Source organism: Bradyrhizobium sp. USDA 4472 (genome assembly GCF_054058595.1).
Genome location: NZ_JBSSAM010000001.1, coordinates 6,478,936 through 6,497,075, shown reverse-complemented (window position 1 = coordinate 6,497,075; position 18,140 = coordinate 6,478,936). Strand labels below are relative to the sequence as shown.

Annotated in this window: 17 protein-coding genes and 1 pseudogene; 15 read left to right on the top strand and 3 right to left on the bottom strand. The window is 63.5% G+C overall.

Translation table 11 applies throughout. The annotated features are described in order from the left end of the window. Positions 1-16: 16 nt before the first annotated feature. Positions 17-1,018 carry a class II fructose-bisphosphatase gene (gene glpX, locus ACVWZ4_RS30590; protein ID WP_456703435.1) on the top strand — a complete coding sequence of 334 codons (1,002 nt, stop codon included), beginning with the start codon at positions 17-19 and terminating at the stop codon, positions 1,016-1,018. Positions 1,019-1,156: 138 nt separating this feature from the next. Continuing rightward, the gene (locus ACVWZ4_RS30585) at positions 1,157-1,876 is read left to right on the top strand and encodes a haloacid dehalogenase type II (protein WP_456735036.1); all 720 of its coding nucleotides are present in this window, start codon (positions 1,157-1,159) and stop codon (positions 1,874-1,876) included. Positions 1,877-1,892: 16 nt separating this feature from the next. On the opposite strand, the gene ACVWZ4_RS30580 is transcribed toward ACVWZ4_RS30585, so the two are convergent. After that, a complete protein-coding gene (locus ACVWZ4_RS30580; RefSeq protein WP_456703437.1) occupies positions 1,893-2,558 on the bottom strand; it encodes a GntR family transcriptional regulator in 666 nt (221 codons plus the stop codon). A 115-nt stretch (positions 2,559-2,673) separates the two neighbouring features. On the opposite strand from ACVWZ4_RS30580, the gene ACVWZ4_RS30575 reads away from it, so the two are divergent. The 12 genes and pseudogenes from ACVWZ4_RS30575 to pqqA all read left to right on the top strand — a co-directional run bounded on the left by ACVWZ4_RS30575 (position 2,674) and on the right by pqqA (position 13,326). Beyond that, positions 2,674-3,468 carry an enoyl-CoA hydratase/isomerase family protein gene (locus ACVWZ4_RS30575; RefSeq protein ID WP_456735037.1) on the top strand — a complete coding sequence of 265 codons (795 nt, stop codon included), beginning with the start codon at positions 2,674-2,676 and terminating at the stop codon, positions 3,466-3,468. A gap of 12 nt (positions 3,469-3,480) precedes the next feature. Then, positions 3,481-4,741: pseudogene (locus ACVWZ4_RS30570) on the top strand (CaiB/BaiF CoA transferase family protein). A gap of 54 nt (positions 4,742-4,795) precedes the next feature. Continuing rightward, positions 4,796-5,788, top strand: coding sequence for a Bug family tripartite tricarboxylate transporter substrate binding protein (locus tag ACVWZ4_RS30565; RefSeq protein WP_456741788.1), 993 nt, complete (start codon positions 4,796-4,798; stop codon positions 5,786-5,788). 16 nt (positions 5,789-5,804) lie between these two features. After that, positions 5,805-6,287, top strand: a complete 483-nt coding sequence (locus ACVWZ4_RS30560) for a tripartite tricarboxylate transporter TctB family protein (RefSeq protein WP_456741787.1) — start codon at positions 5,805-5,807, stop codon at positions 6,285-6,287. Between the two features lie 11 nt (positions 6,288-6,298). Then, positions 6,299-7,834 carry a tripartite tricarboxylate transporter permease gene (locus tag ACVWZ4_RS30555; protein ID WP_456703442.1) on the top strand — a complete coding sequence of 512 codons (1,536 nt, stop codon included), beginning with the start codon at positions 6,299-6,301 and terminating at the stop codon, positions 7,832-7,834. After that, the gene (locus ACVWZ4_RS30550; RefSeq protein ID WP_456741786.1) at positions 7,831-8,835 is read left to right on the top strand and encodes a 4-hydroxythreonine-4-phosphate dehydrogenase PdxA; all 1,005 of its coding nucleotides are present in this window, start codon (positions 7,831-7,833) and stop codon (positions 8,833-8,835) included. Before ACVWZ4_RS30555 ends, ACVWZ4_RS30550 begins: the two co-directional genes overlap by 4 nt. A gap of 136 nt (positions 8,836-8,971) precedes the next feature. Then, positions 8,972-9,187, top strand: a complete 216-nt coding sequence (locus ACVWZ4_RS30545; protein WP_456703444.1) for a hypothetical protein — start codon at positions 8,972-8,974, stop codon at positions 9,185-9,187. 130 nt (positions 9,188-9,317) lie between these two features. Further along, complete coding sequence (locus tag ACVWZ4_RS30540; protein WP_456738169.1) at positions 9,318-10,379, top strand: glycosyltransferase family 4 protein; 1,062 nt, start codon at positions 9,318-9,320, stop codon at positions 10,377-10,379. Between the two features lie 12 nt (positions 10,380-10,391). Beyond that, complete coding sequence (locus tag ACVWZ4_RS30535; protein ID WP_456735039.1) at positions 10,392-11,390, top strand: L,D-transpeptidase family protein; 999 nt, start codon at positions 10,392-10,394, stop codon at positions 11,388-11,390. Between the two features lie 255 nt (positions 11,391-11,645). After that, entirely contained in the window at positions 11,646-12,725 is a 1,080-nt protein-coding gene (locus tag ACVWZ4_RS30530; RefSeq protein WP_456735040.1) for an alpha/beta hydrolase family protein, read from the top strand. A gap of 107 nt (positions 12,726-12,832) precedes the next feature. Beyond that, entirely contained in the window at positions 12,833-13,069 is a 237-nt protein-coding gene (locus ACVWZ4_RS30525; RefSeq protein ID WP_456735041.1) for a hypothetical protein, read from the top strand. A 176-nt stretch (positions 13,070-13,245) separates the two neighbouring features. Continuing rightward, positions 13,246-13,326, top strand: a complete 81-nt coding sequence (pqqA, locus tag ACVWZ4_RS30520) for a pyrroloquinoline quinone precursor peptide PqqA (RefSeq protein WP_012029362.1) — start codon at positions 13,246-13,248, stop codon at positions 13,324-13,326. A 493-nt stretch (positions 13,327-13,819) separates the two neighbouring features. Here pqqA and ACVWZ4_RS30515 read toward each other — a convergent pair whose 3' ends face one another. Further along, complete coding sequence (locus ACVWZ4_RS30515; protein WP_456703449.1) at positions 13,820-14,413, bottom strand: c-type cytochrome; 594 nt, start codon at positions 14,411-14,413, stop codon at positions 13,820-13,822. A gap of 188 nt (positions 14,414-14,601) precedes the next feature. Continuing rightward, the gene (locus ACVWZ4_RS30510; protein ID WP_456703450.1) at positions 14,602-15,870 is read right to left on the bottom strand and encodes a PQQ-dependent sugar dehydrogenase; all 1,269 of its coding nucleotides are present in this window, start codon (positions 15,868-15,870) and stop codon (positions 14,602-14,604) included. A gap of 1,082 nt (positions 15,871-16,952) precedes the next feature. On the opposite strand from ACVWZ4_RS30510, the gene ACVWZ4_RS30505 reads away from it, so the two are divergent. Then, positions 16,953-17,939 carry a helix-turn-helix domain-containing protein gene (locus ACVWZ4_RS30505; RefSeq protein ID WP_456735042.1) on the top strand — a complete coding sequence of 329 codons (987 nt, stop codon included), beginning with the start codon at positions 16,953-16,955 and terminating at the stop codon, positions 17,937-17,939. The last annotated feature ends 201 nt before the right edge of the window (positions 17,940-18,140 follow it).

Below are 18,140 nucleotides of genomic sequence, written 5' to 3'. Positions count from 1 at the left end.
TCGAAGGAGTTAGCCGATGTCGACCCATATTGAAGTCCCCCCGCACGCCTTGCTCGAGCGCATTCTCACGCTGGAGATCGTGCGGGTGACGGAACGGGCGGCAGTGTCGTCGGCGCGGCTGCGCGGGCACGGGCAGGAGAAGCCTGCGGACCAGGCCGCGGTCGACGCGATGCGCCGCGAGCTCAACAAGCTGCCGATCCAGGGCACCATCGTGATCGGCGAGGGCGAGCGCGACGAAGCGCCGATGCTCTACATCGGCGAGAAAGTGGGCATGAACACCGGTCCGGAAGTCGATATCGCGGTCGATCCGCTCGAAGGCACCACGCTGTGCGCCAAGAACATGCCGGGCTCGATCGCGACGATGGCGATGGCCGACGGTGGCACCTTGCTGCACGCACCTGACGTCTACATGCAGAAGCTCGCGATCGGCCCCGGCTATGACAAGGGTGTCGTCGATCTCGATGCGAGCCCCGCCGATAACGTCCGCCGTCTCGCCAAGGCCAAGGGCGTCAAGCCTGAGGGTATCACCGTCCTCGTGCTCGATCGCCCCCGCCATGCCGGCATCATCGAGAGCGTGCGTTCGACCGGCGCTGCCGTTCGCCTGATCACCGACGGCGACGTTGCCGGCGTGATCCACTGCGCCGATCCCGACAACACCGGCGTCGATATGTATCTGGGCACCGGCGGCGCGCCGGAAGGCGTGCTCGCGGCGGTGGCGCTGCGCTGCATCGGCGGCCAGATGCAGTGCCGCCTGATTCTCGATTCCGGCGAGAAGATCGAGCGCGCCGCCAAGATGGGCGTCAACGATCCCAAGATGATCTACGGCATCGAGGACATGGCGCGCGGCGACTGCCTGTTCGCCGCAACCGGCGTCACGACCGGTTCGCTGCTGTCGGGCGTGAAATTCCGCAAGGACGGCGTGATCGAGACCGAGACCGTGGTGATGCGCTCCGTCACCGGCACCGTGCGCTACATCAAGGCCGAGCACCGCGAACTGGCGAAGTTTCATCTGGACTGATGTTCTCTGTCGTTCCGGGGCGACGGGACCGCGCAGAGCGCGGCCCGGAGAACCCGGAATCTCGCGCCGCAACTTCTAAATACCGGGTTCGCGCTGATGCGCGCCCCGGAATGACGATAAGAACGACTGGGGAAGCGCATGTCCGATCTCTCCGCCGTCAAGGCCCTCATCTTCGACGTGTTCGGCACGGTCGTGGACTGGCGCACCAGCCTGATCACCGATTTCATGTGGTGGGGGAAGGGGCGCGGCGTCAGCGTCGATTGGACCGCGCTCGTCGACGACTGGCGCGGCATGTATGTCGCGTCGATGCAGGACGTGCGCGAGCATCCCGAGCGTGGCTATGTCATGCTGGACGATCTGCACCGCCGCTCGCTGGAAAAGCTGGTCGAGAAATTTGCCATCAAGGGCCTCACCGAGGCCGATCTCGATCATCTCACCAAGGGCTGGCACCGCCTCAATCCCTGGCCGGACAGCGTTGCCGGCCTGACCCGGCTGAAGACAAGGTTCGTGATCTCGCCGCTGTCGAACGGCAACGTCGCGCTGCTCACCAACATGGCGAAGCATGCGGGTCTGCCGTGGGATCTCATCATGTCGGCCGAATTGTTCGCGCACTACAAGCCCGATCCCGAAACTTATCTCGGCGCCGCAAGGCTGCTCGGCCTCAAGCCTGAAGAGGTGATGATGGTCGCCGCCCATAATGGCGATTTGGCCGCCGCGCAGAAGAACGGACTGAGGACCGCGTTCGTGGCGCGGCCGACCGAATACGGTCCGTTGCAGAAGGTCGATTTCGAGGCGACGGGAAATTGGGACATTGTCGCCAAGGATTTTGGCGGGATCGCCGACAAGCTCGGCTGCTAAATTTAGACGTTGCGCCTCACGCGATCCTCAGCGTGGGCTCATCCCCTTCGGTTTCCGCAAAGCCCGCCTGCAAAACCTCTTCACGCTTGTGGCGCAGATGGGCGCGCAGGACGTGGGAGAGTCCGACGCCGTCACGGCGCTGGAGGGCGTTCAGGATCGCCTCGTGCTCCTGGACCGCGCGCGCCCAGCGCTGCGGCGTCATCGGCGTGACGTAACGGGCGCGGCGGATGCGCGCGGTCACGGACGCGTAGAGTCCTGACAGCACGGGATTGCCGGCGGCATTGACGATCCCCTCGTGGATGGCGCGGTTGCCGCGGTAGTACTGGAGCAGATCGCCCTCGCGATAATGCTGCACCATCGCCGCATGCGCGGCCGCGATGTCGGCGACCTCTGTGTCGCTGATGCGCTCGCAAGCCAGTTCACCCGCCAGCGCTTCGAGGCCCTGGCAGACCTCGAAGAGGTCGCGCATGTCCTTGTCGGTCAGTTTCGCCGCGCGCGAGCCGCGATGTGGGAGGAGTTGCACCAGGCCCTCGGCGGCCAGCACCTTGAGCGCTTCACGCAACGGCGTGCGTGAGATCTCGAGCCGTTCGCACAGCTCGCGTTCGGGAATCCGCGCGCCGGGCGGGATCTCGCCGTCGAGCAGAATGTCGCGGATGCGGCCGACCACCTCTTCATGCAGCATGGCACGTCTCAATTTTGAATGCAAAAATGTTCCAATAGACGAAAGTTCAGCAATTATATCTTGAAAATCCCAAGTTTTGCATTCAAAAATACAAAAAACATGCGGGAAGGCGGAAATGGACCAAGCCGTGTCGGGGGACGACCTCACTTTTGAATGCACGAACGGCGTCGGGCGGATCACCTTCAATCGCCCGCAGGCGCGCAACGCCTTCACCTTCGCCATGTACGAGCGGCTCGCCGCCATCTGCGAGCAGGCCAACGACGACCGCGCGATCAAAGTGCTGGTGCTGCGCGGGGCCGGCGACAAGGCCTTTGCCTCGGGCACCGACATCAACCAATTCCGCGAATTCAAAACGCCGCAGGATTCGATCGATTACGAGAACCGTATCGACCGCGTGCTGACCACGCTCGAGCAATGCCGGGTGCCGACGATCGCGGCGATCAACGGCTTCTGCACCGGTGGCGGGGCGGGCATCGCCGCGGCCTGCGATTTGCGCATCGGCACGCGCAGCACCAGAATCGGCTTTCCGATCGCTCGCACGCTCGGCAATTGCCTGTCGATGTCCAATGTCAGCCGTCTCACAGCGTTGATCGGGCCGGCGCGGGTCAAGGATCTGATCTTCACCGCGCGGCTCGTCGATGCCGCGGAGGCCGCAGCAATCGGACTGCTCGGCGAGGTCGTCGACGATCTCACCGCGCTCGATAAGCGCGTCGACGAGATCGCGCGCCTCGTGGCCGGCCACGCGCCGCTGACCCTGAACGCGACCAAGCAGGCGGTCGCCCGCCTGCAAAAGCGGCTGACGCGAGACGAGGGCGAAGACCTCATCCTGATGTGCTACACGAGCCACGATTTTCGCGAAGGGCTCGACGCTTTCCTCAGCAAGCGCGCCCCGCAGTGGCGCGGTCAATAACAGGACGCCCCGATGCCAAGCGATCGATCGCAATCCGCCTCACGTCGCGCAGGCCCGCTCGCAGGTCTCAAGGTCATCGATCTCACCCACGTCATGGCGGGGCCGACCTGCACCCTGATGCTCGCCGACATGGGGCGCCGACGTCATCAAGATCGAGAAATGGCCCAATGGTGACGACACCCGCCATTCGGTGCCGCCCAGGATCGGCGACGAGGCGGCCTCGTTCCTGATGATGAATCGCAACAAGCGCGGCATCGTGCTGGACCTCAAGACCGACGGCGGCAAGCAGGTCTTGCGCCGACTGATCGCGGACGCCGACGTGCTGGTCGAGAATTTCGCGCCGGGCGCGATGGAACGGCTCGGCTTCGGCTATAAAGAGCTGCACGAAAAATTCCCAGCGCTGATCTATTGCTCGCTGTCGGGCTTCGGTCGCACCGGTCCGTACAAGCACCGCCGCGGCTTCGACCTCGTCGCGCAGGCCATGAGCGGCATCATGAGCTTTACCGGCGAGCGCCCGGACGGCCCGCCGGTGAAATGCGGCCCGCCGCTGTCGGACATCACCGCCGGCCTGCTCGCGAGCATGGGCATCCTCGCCGCCTATACGCACCGTCTCAAGAGCGGTGAGGGGCAGTGGGTTGAGACCTCGCTCTACGAGGCGGCGCTGGTGCAGACCTATTGGCAGTCGACCATCGCGCTCGCCGCCGGCACCGCGCCCCGCGCAATGGGCTCGGCGCATCCGCTCAACGCGCCCTATCAGGCGTTCGAGGCCTCGGACGGCTGGCTCGTGGTCGGCGGCGCCAACAAGAAGCACTGGCTGTTGATGCTGGAAGCGCTCGGCGCGAGCGAGCTCGCTGCCGATCCGCGCTTCGTCACCGGCGCCGACCGCATGGCGAATTTGAAGGAGCTCGAAGCGGTCTTGAGCGAACGTTTCCGGACCCGGACACGCGCCCATTGGCTCGCGGCTCTGGACGAGAAAGGCGTGCCGTGCGGCCCCGTCCACGACATGCTGGAGGCCCTGAACGATCCGCAGACACTGGCGCGCGAGATGGTCGTCGAGGTCGAGCATTCCACGCTCGGTCCGGTCAAGACGATCGGGTTGCCGATCAAATTCTCGGAGACGCCGGGCAAGGTCGCGTCTGGCGCTCCGGTCTACGGCGAGCATACGCGCGAGGTGCTGGCCGAGCACGGGTTCGCCGAAGAGCAAATCGAAGCACTCGAGCAGGAAGGCGCAATCGTCTCGGCCGCAGGGGAGCGCGAAGAACGCGTCGCCTGAGCCGACGCCGGGACGACTGATCAAACAAAACAGAAAAATCAGTTGGAGGAAATCATGCGTGGGACGTCTCTCTTCCTGTTGTCCGTCAGTGCAGCCGTGCTTGCAGGCGGCGCGCCGGCATTCGCGGCCTGGCAGCCGCAGAAGCCGATCGAGTTCGTGGCGACCGCAGGTCCGGGTGGCGGCACCGACAACATCGCCCGCGCGGTGCAGAACATCATCACCAAGCACAAGCTGACCGATCAGCCGATCGTCGTCGTCAACAAGGGCGGCGGCAGCGGCGCGGAGGGCTATGTCTACGGCAAGGCCTCCGCGGGGGATCCCTACAAGGTGATCTTCGGCACCTCGAACGCCTGGCAGCAGCCGCTCGTCTCCAAAGTCGCCTTCAACTACACCGATCTGACGCCGATCGCGGCGATGGCACAGGACGAGTTCCTGCTCTGGGTCAAGCAGGACGCGCCCTACAAGACGGCCGGCGATTATCTGAAGGCGGCCGCATCGGGCGAGTTCAAGATGGGCGGCGCGCAGTCCAAGGACACCGACGAGGTGCTGACGCGCATGATCGAGAAGGTCGGTCACGTCAAGCTCACCTACATTCCGTTCAAGAGCGGCGCCGAGGCTGCGGTGCAGCTCGCCGGCGGGCACATCGATTCCCACGTCAACAATCCCAGCGAAAGCCTTGGCCAGTGGCGCGGCGGCACGCAGCGTCCGCTCTGCGTCTTCAGCCCGAAGCGGCTGCCTGAAGGCCCGAAAATCACGGCCACCGAAGGCTGGAGCGACGTTCCGACCTGCGTCGAGCAGGGCCTCGACATCAAGCAGTACGAGCAGCCGCGCACGGTCTGGCTGCCCGGCAAGGTCACGCCGGAGCAGGCCGCCTACTATGTCGACCTGATGCAGAAGGTGCAGGCGACGCCGGAATGGAAGGACTACATCGAGAAGACCTCCCAGGTCGACACGTTCCTGACCGGTGCCGAGCTCGACAAGTTCATTAAGCAGGACCTCGAGCACGTCAAGCAGGTTGCGAGCGAGCAGGGTTGGCTGGTCAAGTGAGGATCAGGAGCCTTCGATGATCTCGCGCCGCGCCCTCGAACTTGCGACCGCCGTCCTCACCGGCAGCTTTGGTGTTGCGGTGGTGGTCCAGAGCCTCGACAACGGCATCGGCTGGTCGAGCGCGGGCGTTGAATCAGGCACATTCCCGTTCCTGACCGGCATCATCATTGTCGCCGGCAGCCTCTACAATCTGGCACGCGGCCTCGCGCCCGTCGCGGCGGTGGCAAGCGTCCCCGTCGCGATCACGTCGATTGAGCTGCGGCGGCTCGCCGGCCTGTTCGTGCCGGCGGCGATTTTCGTCGCCGCGATCCCGTTGCTTGGGATGTATGTCGCTTCGGCGGCTTACATCTTCGCGGTGCTTGCGATTCCCCGCCATCAATCCGTCCTGCGGTCGGCAATGACGGCGGCGGCAACGGCGCTCGCGCTCTATATCGTGTTCGAGCGCATGTTCCAGGTCAGCCTGCCGCACGGCGCGCTCGCCGCGGCGCTCGGGGTCTGAGGGAGCGCGCGATGGGTAATCTCTCAGAGCTCTTCCACGGCTTCACCATCGCGGTCACGGTGCCACATCTGGCCTTGATGGCGACAGGCGTGCTGCTCGGCATCCTCGTCGGCGTGCTGCCGGGGTTGGGCGCTCCGAATGGCGTGTCGCTGCTGCTGCCACTGACCTTCGGCATGCAGCCGGTCTCGGCGATCATCCTGCTCTCCAGCATGTATTGGGGCGCGCTGTTCGGGGGCTCCGTGACCTCGATCCTGTTCAACATTCCCGGCGAGCCGTCCTCGGTCGCGACGACGTTCGACGGCTATCCGATGGCGCGCGATGGCCGGCCGACCACGGCGCTCGCCACCGCTTTCGGTTCGGCGGCGTTCGGCGCGCTGGTGGGCGTCATCCTGATCACCTTCCTCGCGTCCTGGGTGGCGCAGGTTGCGCTCGCCTTCGGGCCGGCGGAATATTTTGCGGTCTATTTCCTCGCGTTCGCGAGCTTCGTCGGCATGGGCGGAGCGGCGCCGATCAAGACCGTGGTGGCGCTCGCGATCGGCTTTGCGATCGCGGCGATCGGCATCGACACCGTCTCCGGCAGCGTCCGTCTCACCATGGGCATCGACGAACTGGTCAAGGGCGTGAACTTCGTCGTCGCGGTGATGGGCCTGTTCGGCATCGGCGAGCTCTTGGTCGCCGTCGAAGAGGAGTTTCATGCCCGCGCGGTCTCGTCCAGGATCGACTGGCGCGAAGTGTTTCGCGCCGTCTGCCGCCTGCCGCGCCACGGCGTCGCGCTGCTGCGCAGCGCTGCGATCGGCTGCTGGATGGGGATCACGCCGGGCGGCCCGACCGCAGCGTCGTTCATGAGCTACGGCATTGCTCGCCGGTTCTCGCGACGCGGCCGCTACTTCGGCACCGGCGAGGTCGAGGGCATCATCTCGCCCGAAACCGCCGACCATGCCGCCGGCACCAGTGCGCTGCTGCCGATGCTCTCGCTCGGCATTCCCGGCTCGGCGACTGCGGCGGTCATGATGGGCGGGCTGATGATCTGGGGGCTCAATCCTGGACCGATGCTGTTTGTCGATCAGAAGGATTTCGTGTGGGGTCTGATCGCCTCGATGTATGTCGGCAACATCGTTGCGGTCGCGCTGGTGCTGCTGACCGTGCCTGTTTTCGCCGCCCTGATGCGGATTCCCTTCGTGGTCATCGCGCCGCTGATCGTGATCATCTGCGTCGTCGGTGCCTATTCGGTGTCGAACTCCTATCTCGATGTGGTGATGATGCTCGGTTTCGGCGTCGTCGGCTATCTCTTCAAGAAGTTGTTCTATCCGCTGGCGCCGCTGGTGCTCGCCATCGTCATCGGGGACAAGGCCGAGGATGCGTTCCGGCAAGCGATGCTGATGTCCAAGGGATCGCTCGGAATCTTCTTTGCCAACAAGCTGGTGACGTGCCTCGTGGTCTCCGGATTCGCATTGCTGCTGTTGCCGTTGGCGTTGCAGCTGTTCGCACGCATCGTCCGCAAACCCGCCGCCGCTGGAACGACGAACCAGGAAAAGGTGATCATATGACCGGAAAGCCGCTGATTGCGCTGGCGATGGGAGATCCTGCCGGCATCAGCCCGGAGCTGACGGCGAAGCTCGTGGCGCAGGACGATGTCCGCGCACGGTGCCGGCTCCTGGTCATCGGCGACCGGCGCGTCTTCGACGCGGGCGCGAAGATCGCTGGCGTCACGCCGGAACTGATGGCGGTGGAGCAGGGCGCCGACTTCGATGAGCTGACAGGCGACACGCTGTTCCTCGATCTCGGTCATCTCGATCCCGCGCGGGTCGAGCGTGGCATAGCGAGCCTGGCGGGCGGGCAATTTGCGCTGGCCAACTACAAGCAGGCGCTCGAATTTGGCAGGGATGGAAGGGTCGATGCCGTCTGCTTCACGCCTTTCAACAAGGCGGCCATGCGATTGGCGCGCTCCGACTACGACGACGAGATCGCGTTCTCGGCGGAGGTGGTGGGGGTGAGGACACCGGCCAGCGAATTCAACGTGCTGGGCGAGCTCTGGAATGCCCGCGTCACCTCGCACATTCCGCTCAAGGAGGTCGCCGCAAGACTCACCACCGAACGCATCCAGCGCGCACTGAAGCTGACCGATGCGTGCATGCGTAATGCCGGCTTTGCGCGTCCCCGCATCGCGGTCGCCGGCCTCAATCCGCATGCCGGAGACGGCGGCAATTTCGGCCGCGAGGAGATCGACGTCATCGCGCCGGTGGTGGAAGCCGGCCAGCGCGCCGGCATTGCCGCGCAGGGCCCGTTCCCCGCCGATACCGTGTTCCTGCGCGCCAAGTCTGGCGCCTTCGATGCGGTGCTGACGATGTACCACGACCAGGGTCAGATCGCGATGAAGCTGATGGGGTTCGATCGCGGCGTCACATTGCTGGGCGGCTTCCCGTTCCCGATCTGCACGCCGGCGCACGGCACCGCCTATGATATCGCCGGGCAGGGCATTGCATCGCCTGGCGCCAGTCGTGCGGCCGTCCTGCTCGCGGCCGAGATGACGGTGCGACGCGCCGTCTGATTTGTGCGCACCAACGGGAGCCCGTGCCGACTGGGCTCGCGTTGCGTGCGTTATCAGACTTTCGGGAAAAACTGGAAACTTCCGCCGTCGCAACGAGTTGGCGTCCCATGAACATCTCCACGCCGGAGCTGGGAACATGGTGGACGACGGCCCGTTACGAACAGCGGTTGATACCGCATGGCGCGTGTATCGCGCCCGGCATCGCGACGTCGATGCCGCGGATGGCCGTCGCTGCCTCCTCGAGCGCCATCTGCAAGGGAGGCGGGAAGCACGCGAGAGTCACGGTGATGCCCAGGAACTCGCCTGGTTCGGGCTCGCCTATCTCGAGCGGCTTTCGGATGACCAATGCTAGGGATCATTGAGAGGCTTGCCTGCCGCCTGGCGCTCGGAAGCGCATGGCCGAATTGCACCTTGCTTGCAATTTCGAACCTGCTGTCCGCAGCCATCGTGCTGATCCTCCGTTCAGCGGTGTAGCAGGTCTCATGCGCATCGCCCAGCTCGCCCCCTTGGCCGAAAGCGTCCCTCCCAGGCTTTACGGCGGCACGGAGCGTGTGGTCGCCTGGCTGGTGGATGAGCTTGTCGAGCTCGGCCACGAGGTCACGCTGTTTGCAAGTGGCGACTCCCGAACCAACGGGAAACTTCACGCCGTGTGGCCACGCGCGCTTCGTCTCGGTCGGAAGGGAACCGATCCGGGCGCGGCCTCTGCGATGTTGATCGAGGCGATTGCCAGGCGAGCCAGCGATTTTGACGTGATCCACGCCCATATCGACTGGGTGCATCTGCCGTTGCTCAGTCGTCTTGGTGTGCCGTTCCTGACGACCATGCACGGTCGTTTGGATCTGCCCGGATTGCCTGATGTGGTTCGGCAGTTCCCTGAAGCCGCATTCGTGTCGATTTCCGATCACCAGCGTGCGCCGCTTCCGGATGCAAAGTGGATTGGAACGATCCAGCACGGATTGCCGTCCGATCTGTTGCGCCCCTCCTACGAAGAGGGGGCCTATCTGGCGTTTCTTGGCCGCCTCACGGCCGACAAGGGGCCTGAGGATGCCATTCGCATAGCGCGCGCTGCCCGGATGCCGCTGCGCATAGCCGCGAAGATACCGCGCGCGGAAACCGCCTACTTCAAGAAGAAGCTCGAGCCTCACATCGACGGCGAAGCGATCCAGCTTGTGGGTGAAGTCGACGACGTGAAGAAGCAGTCCTTCCTGGGCCGAGCAGCCGCGCTGTTGTTTCCCATCGATTGGCCGGAGCCGTTCGGCTTGGTCATGATCGAGGCGATGGCCTGCGGAACGCCGGTGATCGCCTATCGTTGTGGGTCAGTTCCGGAGGTGATCGAGCACGGTCTGACCGGGTTCATCGTCGAGGACGAAGACCAGGCCGTCGCGGCGGTCGGCGAATTGGGCAAGCTGGATAGAAGGAGAGTGCGCGCCCGCTTCGAGGAGCGCTTCATCGCTGGTCGAATGGCGCGGCAATACGAGGATCGCTACCGCGAACTGGCTTCCGCGGCCGGCCGTAAAGGCGGTACGCAACGCTTGGAAAGGTAAAAGGAGGCGACGATGACGCTGAGGAAAACGGGGCAGATCTGCTTCGCTCTTGTCTTGGCCCTTGCAGCGTCGGGAGCGTTCGCAGCCGAGATGACGGCGGACGCAATCAATTCCGCCGAGCCATCAAAGAAGACGCTCTCGACCGAAAAGCCGACCCCGGCCGGGGTCCATCTGCAAGTCCTCCTCGACCGGGCGCATTTCTCCCCGGGTGAGATCGACGGCAAGTTCGGTGAGAACGCGAAGAAGGCGCTGCGAGCCTATGCGGAGGCCCGGCAATTGCCGAGTTCGGACGCGCCGACGAATGATGTCTGGCAAGCGTTGCGGACGGACGAGCGGCCGGTGACGGCGACCTACACCATCACCGACAAGGACGTCGCGGGGCCGTTCTTGCGCAAGCTTCCGGCGAAAATGGAGGACATGAAGGACATCCCCCATCTCGGCTACACCAGTCCGCGCGAAGAATTGGCTGAAAAGTTTCATATGAGCGAGCAGCTTCTGGTGGCGCTCAACCCGGGCCGCCACTTCGACCGTGCCGGCGAGACCATCGTCGTCGTCGACACGGCTGATGGGGGCGGTACCGCGCCTGCCAAGGCCGACAGGGTCGAAATCGACAAGGTCAGGCAAACCGTCAAGCTGTTCGACAAGTCGAATGCGCTGATCGGATTCTATCCGGCGAGCGTCGGCAGCGAGGAGAAGCCGTCACCTTCTGGCACACTGAAGGTCACCGAGATCGACCACAATCCGACCTATCGCTACAACCCCGCCTATCACTTCAAGGGCGTTCACTCCCAAAAACCCTTCAAGATCAGGCCCGGCCCGAACAATCCCGTGGGAATCGTCTGGATCAATTTGTCCGCCGACGGCTACGGCATCCACGGCACGCCCTCGCCGCAAAATATCTCAAAGGGGCAGTCGCATGGCTGCGTGCGTCTCACCAACTGGGATGCGGAACGGGTCGCAGCGAGCGTCTCGAAGGGGACGCCGGTGGTCTTCGTCGAGAGCACCAGCTGAGTGCTACGCGAGAACGCGGGTGACGAATATCTGAAATGATTGCTGCGACGCTGCGCCGCCATTGATGAGGGGCGTGTACTCACAAACTCGCGGATGTCCGGTTCTGCGAAGGCTTTCGGATGGCGGGTGCTTCGGATCCGCGGCGAAGCACAGCCTTCCAGAAAGTCACGCAGCCAAAGATTGTATTGTTTTTCGGTCCATGAATAATAGGCTTTCGTTTCACGGATGTACGTGAGGGCCAAGGTGAAATATTCGTTGGGCGCGGCGTTGCTCGTTCTTCTGTCATTCCAACGCGCGCAGGCGGACCCTGTCGGCGAAACGCATCGTGTGACGACCGAAAAGACGGCCGCCCTGCGCGACGCGGAGCATCGCGACCAATTGCGCGTCACCGTCTGGTATCCTGCAGCAAAGGATGCGGTAGAGCAGCCATTGGTCGTCGGCCTCGACCCACCGGCCAAGCCCTTCTGGAATGTCGGGTCGGTCGCGTTCAACGCGCCTTTCGCTGATGGCGGGCCGCGTCCGATCCTGCTGTTGGCGCCTGGTGGTAGCGCCAGCGCTCGCATGGTGGGCTGGTTCGGGATCGCCATGGCCCGCGCCGGCTATGTGGTGATCGCGGTCGACCACCCCGGCGATAACGGCATGGATGTGAAGACGACGGCGGCCATGCTCCTGCCCTGGGACCGCGCGGAGGACCTGCGCTCAGCTCTCGCGGCTGCCGAAAATGACCCTGTGATTGGACCACATCTGGACAAGGCGCGCGTCGGTGCGGCGGGACTGTCGTTCGGCGGATATACGGCGCTTGTCGCGGCGGGCGCGCGATCCTTCGATTTCGATCGTTTTACCGCGTTCTGCACCGAGAATCCCGACGATGGTACATGTCATCAGCGCGCGCGCAGTCCAGTACCGATGACGGACGCCGACAAAAGGAAAGCCCTGGCTTCGCCGGAAGTTGCCGCCGAGCGTGCCCGTGCCGGCGAAAGTCATGCCCTGCCCGAAGTGCGGGCGGCGTTCGTCATGGCTCCGGGGCCCATTCAACTGCTCGATCCCGCAAGCCTCGCAGCCATGCGCAAGCCCGTTAGCATCATACTGGGCGATGATGACATAGACGTGCCGCCGGCGACGAACGGCCTCATCGCGGCAAAGGCGATCCCCGGGGCGACGCTGTTACGGCTGCCGGGCGTCGGTCACACCGATTTTTTGCCTGATTGTACCGACGCCGGGCGGGCAACATTCCCGCAGTGGTGCACCTTCAGCGTCCCGCAGGCGGACACCCATGGTCAGGCGATCGCGGCAGCGCAGGAGTTTTTTGCCAGGACGTTGGCGAAAGCGCCGTAGCAGTAAACTCATCGTAGAGTCCTGCTGCAAAAGTGGGGCTACTGAATTTCGCGATCGAACGCATTCCCGCACTTCCGTTTGCGGCCCATCGCTGCCGCATCCCAGATATGTCGGCTGTCAGACAGCAGACTGCGTTCATCAACTCAATCCGCGCCTATCTTGCCGAGTTCGGGACCGTCGCTCCCGTCGGACGCAGGGGTGTCGAGCAGCTGCTGGAAGTCGCCGCCGACAACGCCGAAGACCGGGTTCCGGAGGCCGCCCGGATGTGCCTTGCTGCTCTTGGCGAACAATTGTGCGCTTTGCCGAAATGCGGCGCCTCGAGCGCGAGGGTGATTATGGCGTGATGCGAAAGAGCCGGCGATTGGGACAACCCGCTTCTGGGTTCCAAGCAGAAAGGACCCGCAATGACCGGCCCAGTCTGCCGGGGCTTAAACAAAGAGGAAGACGCCGGTTTGTCAGTTTGATATGCTTTTAGTGTAGTTCTTGCGGCGATCGTGCCGCCAAACCCGGGAGTTCACTAATGGCCTGGAAAGCACCGAAGATCGTCGAAGTGCCGGTTGGCATGGAGATCAACATGTACGCCTGCGCAGCGCGGAAGTAAGCGATTCGCATCGACCTGCCTGGCCCCAGAGCTTCGCGACATTTTTCGTCATTTTCTGGAGCCGGGCAGAGGCTTTTCATTTCGGCAACGCAGACAATCCTAAATAGACGCATTGTACGCGGCGGTGCCGGATGTTTGTCGGCGAGTATCCGTCGCCGCTCCTTTTGCATCTTCCGATGCGGCGCCCAATTAGAGCTCGGCGCACGACCACCCGCGATCACAGCGGTTAGGCGAACACGGATAAGTTTCCACGAGGCTAGAAGCGAACGATAGTGCGGCATCAGCATTGCCGTTGCCGTTACTATAGCGCTGCCCGCACTCCCAGTGCCATGGCCACTATTCCCAATTCCAACGCTTGCCCCGCGCCACCGATTCCCGCGGGTGAGCGAGCTGGTCACCATCAGCCTTCGCCAAACATCTGGTTGGGGTATGGGTTCCGGATTTGCGCTTCGCTTGTCCGGGCCGACTGCGTAGCTTGTGGCTGCGCACGGCGCTATTTCAAATACGCGAGATAGTGCGCGACGGCGGTGATCTCCTCGTCGCTCATGTGGTAGGCCACATCGGCCATCGCGGCGCCGCCACCGCCGACACGCTGGCTGCTCTTGTAGTCGTGCAACGCCTTGACCAGATATTCCTCGCGCTGGCCTGCGAGCCGCGCCACAGCCTTGGTGCCGGCAAAGCTATCCGTATGACATGAGGCGCAGCGGCGGCCGACGGCAACTTCCGCGCCTTTCTTCGAGAGTTCCGGATCGTTGTCCTCGCCAGGCGCGGGCGGCGTCATGGCCGCGAAATAGGCGGCGAGACTACGCACGTCCTCGTTGCTGATGTCCTGGGAAATCGGCTGCATCTGTTCGTTCTTGCGTGAGCCGGCGCGGAAGAACACGAGCTGCCATTGCAAGAATTGATCGGGCTGGCCGGCCAGCGAAGGGATGTTCTCGGTCTGCGAGATGCCGTTCTCGCCGTGACAGCCGGAGCAGACGGCAGCCTTCTCCTGGACCGCCGCATTGTCGGCGGCGCTTGCGGAGAGGGCGCCAACTGCGAGAAGCGCAGCCGCGCTGATGGCTTGCGAGACGAACTGCCGGCGCATATGGGAATTCCGATCTATCGACCGCGTCATTGCGGGGCGTGCGAAGCACATGCCCGAACTCCATAACAGCGAGTCGGGGTTAGGGGTTCCGGACTTGCGCTGGCCCAATCCGGAACGACAGCGTGAGACTTTGAAATGAGAGAAGCTGCGGCGCCGCTAGGGCCGCCGCAGCCTCCTGTCGTCGCGCGCTACTGCTTGCTGTAGCTGATGCGATAGACCGCGCCGGCCCAGTCGTCGGCGACGAGGATCGAACCGTCCTTGGCGAGGATGATGTCATCAGGACGGCCGAGATAGCCCTGGTCGGCTTCGAGCCAGCCGGAAGCGAACACTTCTTCCTTGGCGTTCTTGCCGTCAGGATCGACGATCACGCGCACGATCCGGGCACCCTGATACTTGTGTCTGTTCCAGGAGCCATGCTCGGCGATCAGGATGTTGTTCTTGTATTCGGCGGGGAATTGGTCGCCGGTATAGAACTTCATGCCGAGCGGAGCGACGTGCGCGCCCAGATTCAGGACGGGGGGCGTGAACTCCGAGCATTTGTGGCCCATCGCGAACTTATCGTCGGGCAAGTCGCCCTGGTGGCAGTAAGGATAGCCGAAATGCTCGCCGATCTTGTTGATCATGTTCAGCTTGTCGCTGGGCAGATCGTCGCTGATCCAGTCGCGGGCGTTTTCGGTGAACCAATATTTGCCGGTACGAGGATCGACGTCGCCGCCGACCGAGTTGCGAACGCCCAGCGCCCAGATTTCGGCGTTGCCGGTCTTGGGATCGACGCGCCGGATCTGCGAGACGCTGGTCGGGGGAATGCCGATGTTGAAGGGCGGGCCGAACGGAATGTAGAACCAGCCGTCCTTATCGGCCGCGAGGTATTTCCAACCATGAGCGGCATAGGACGGCATGTCGTCATAGACGACCTTGCCCTCGCCGGGATTGTCGAGCTTGTTTTCGATGTCGTCGTAGCGGATCAGCTTGTCTACCGCGATGACGTAGAGCGCACCGTCCTTGACGGCGAGACCCGTGGGCATGTTCAGCCCCTTGAGGATGGTCTTGACCTCTTTCTTTCCGTTGTTGTCCTTGATGGCATAGACGTTGCCGAGGCCGAACGAGCCGACGAACAGCGTGCCCTTGTCACCCCAGGCCATCTGCCGCGCAGCCAGCACGCCGGACGCATAGACCTCCATCTTGAAGCCCGCCGGCAGCTTGACCTTCTTGACGATGTTGGCGAGCTCAGCATCGGACGCGCCGGTCGGCGGACCCGATGGCGGCGCGAGGCCCTTCTGCGCCTCGGTCTCGTCGCCGAGGAACCAATCGTCCGGCGGATGCGTCCAAAATTCCTTGGTGCCTGATTCGTATTTCTTCAGTGGCGTGCTTTTGTCCTGCGCATTGGCAACGGTGGTTCCCGCAAGGAGGGTCACGGCTGCAAGCGCCAACACGGATCGATGGATCATCGATGTCATCGCGTCACTCCCCTAACGCAGCCGCCAGGGCTGCAGGTTCTTTGTTTTGCTGTTTGACTCGGTCTGTCGAGGTGGCAGACGCGAAAAGGTTAGCACATCTGCTAGCGGTGAGAAGCACGTCGCATGCGTGGCAGTTGCGCTCCGCAAGAAATTGAGGGGTAGGCGCATATCGCGACGACAATGATCTCCCTGCAACGCGGAATCGGCCTGCGCGCAACGCAAACTTCGAAACATCACCATGCACAGTGGGCCGGCGGAAGCTGGGTGGTCCGCGGAGACGTCGGCCACACAGCTGAAACATCATGCGAATTGACAAAAGCGGCGACTATTGGTCTCGAGTCCGGGCCCCGAAGTGAAAGCGTTGGTGTTTTCGGTCCCAAGCGTTTGAAATTGCTAAAATACCGCCGCATTAGCGGTCTTGGTCAGATCGCGACCGGCGGAGGCCGTCCGTGAAGATCGAGCGAGCACCAGCCATTGCGGCTCAGGCACGGGTCAGACCGCGTGTTTCATCCGATCCTTCTGTGCCATACAGCACCGGAGCGACCGCGTCGTTCGAGCGACCCGTCCCACTGCGCGATGGGCGCGACCGCTTTCCGAAAACCACGCTGGCGGCCCGGAGCGGCCGCCACGCGACCGTCTCAGGAAGCTTTTACGAGCCACTCCTTCCATAGCGGCTTCCTTGCCGACTGGAGACGGCATGGCAACCCCGCACTGCGGCAAGTTTGCGAAGAGCACCCAGCAGCATATCTGCGGCTCATTTTGCTGGCCTCAAGAGGCGCGATTAGAAGGGGCCCGCAACCGTGAGAATTAGGCAATGATCCAATCGATACGAAAGCTGGCGCCTGACCACATCATCGAATGGCCCGATGGTGAGCGCGCAAGGGTCACATGGGTCTCGGAAAACGGCGAGCGCTTTCGCGTCGAGGGTCTGCCGACACTGTTGTGGGCAACAGACAGTTTTCGGGTGGTCAGGAGATTTGCCTCAAAAACGCGAGTTTACTTTACCGCACCTCCTCGCATCGGGATGGCGTTGCGTTGCTGCCTGCCGTAGAATAGTCGCGCTTGAGTGGCAGGGTGCGGCCATGGGCCAAATCCTTCTGGTTGATTCGAAAAAACTGGATGGCTTTGAAGGTCTTCACCAGGCCGTCCACGGTTCGCATGTCGACGTGATGCAGCTCGGCCGCGGGCGGCTGCGCGGGACATTGTCGCACATCGGCATCGGCGAGTTTTCGCTGAGCATCGGCACCTTCAACGTCGGCATGCGCACGCAGCGCGTCGCCAGCGACGACAAGCTGATCATCGGGATGTTGCTCGCGGCCGAGGACCGCGTGGCCCATTGGTCGTTCGACATGCAGCTCAACGATGTGCTCGTGATTCCGCCGTTGCTCGAGCACGACGGGGTCTTTCACGGCGGCTCCGCTTACGCGGCGATGCGCCTCGATCTCAACGACGTTGCGTCTTTGTTCGGTGGCGAAGCGAGGCTCGGTGATCCCGACACTTGGCGCAGCCGGGGTCATTTCAGGGCCGACGCTGCGAACGGGCAGATCGCCACGCGCCGGCTTGTCGCCATCATGTCGCATTTGCGCACCCACAGATCGGGCCTGACGTCGTCGACCGCCGAATACTGGAGGAGGGCGATCGCGGAGTGTATGGCGGTCAACGTCATGTCGTCGCTTCCCCCAGATGACAACGGATGGCTGCGTTCAGCCCGACGGCTGGTCCGCAGGGTCGAGGATTATCTCGACGAGACCGGCACCCGCCCGGTGCACGTGTCGGAAATTTGCGCGGCGCTTGGCGTGTCCAGGCGCACGTTGCACCGCGCCTTTCAGGAGGTGTTCGGCCTCGGCCCGGTCAGCTTCCTCAGACACAAGCGGCTGTGTGCCGCTCATTCGATGCTGCACCAGAGCGCGCCCGGTTCGACCACCGTCGCTGCCGTCGCGATGGGCCAGGGCTTTTACGAGCTCGGCCGGTTCGCGCAGTACTACCTCGCGATGTTCGGAGAGCGCCCCTCGCAAACGCTCGGAGTTGCAACATTGCACACCGAAGCGGACGGCAGCGGGAGTGCCTAGGGGCGCCACGGCTGGTGTTCGACGAGGCCGATCAGAACGGCGCCATGATTCCAGAATGCCGGTGTTTTGCCCGACGTGTCAAACGGCTTTGCCGGTGGGGCCGACGACATCGGAAAATTCGTCGCGAAAACAATGCTCCCGCTACTGTGCATGGGGTTGTTTCGTTGGTTGGAGTTGGCTGCGCTGTGCAAAACGGCCTGG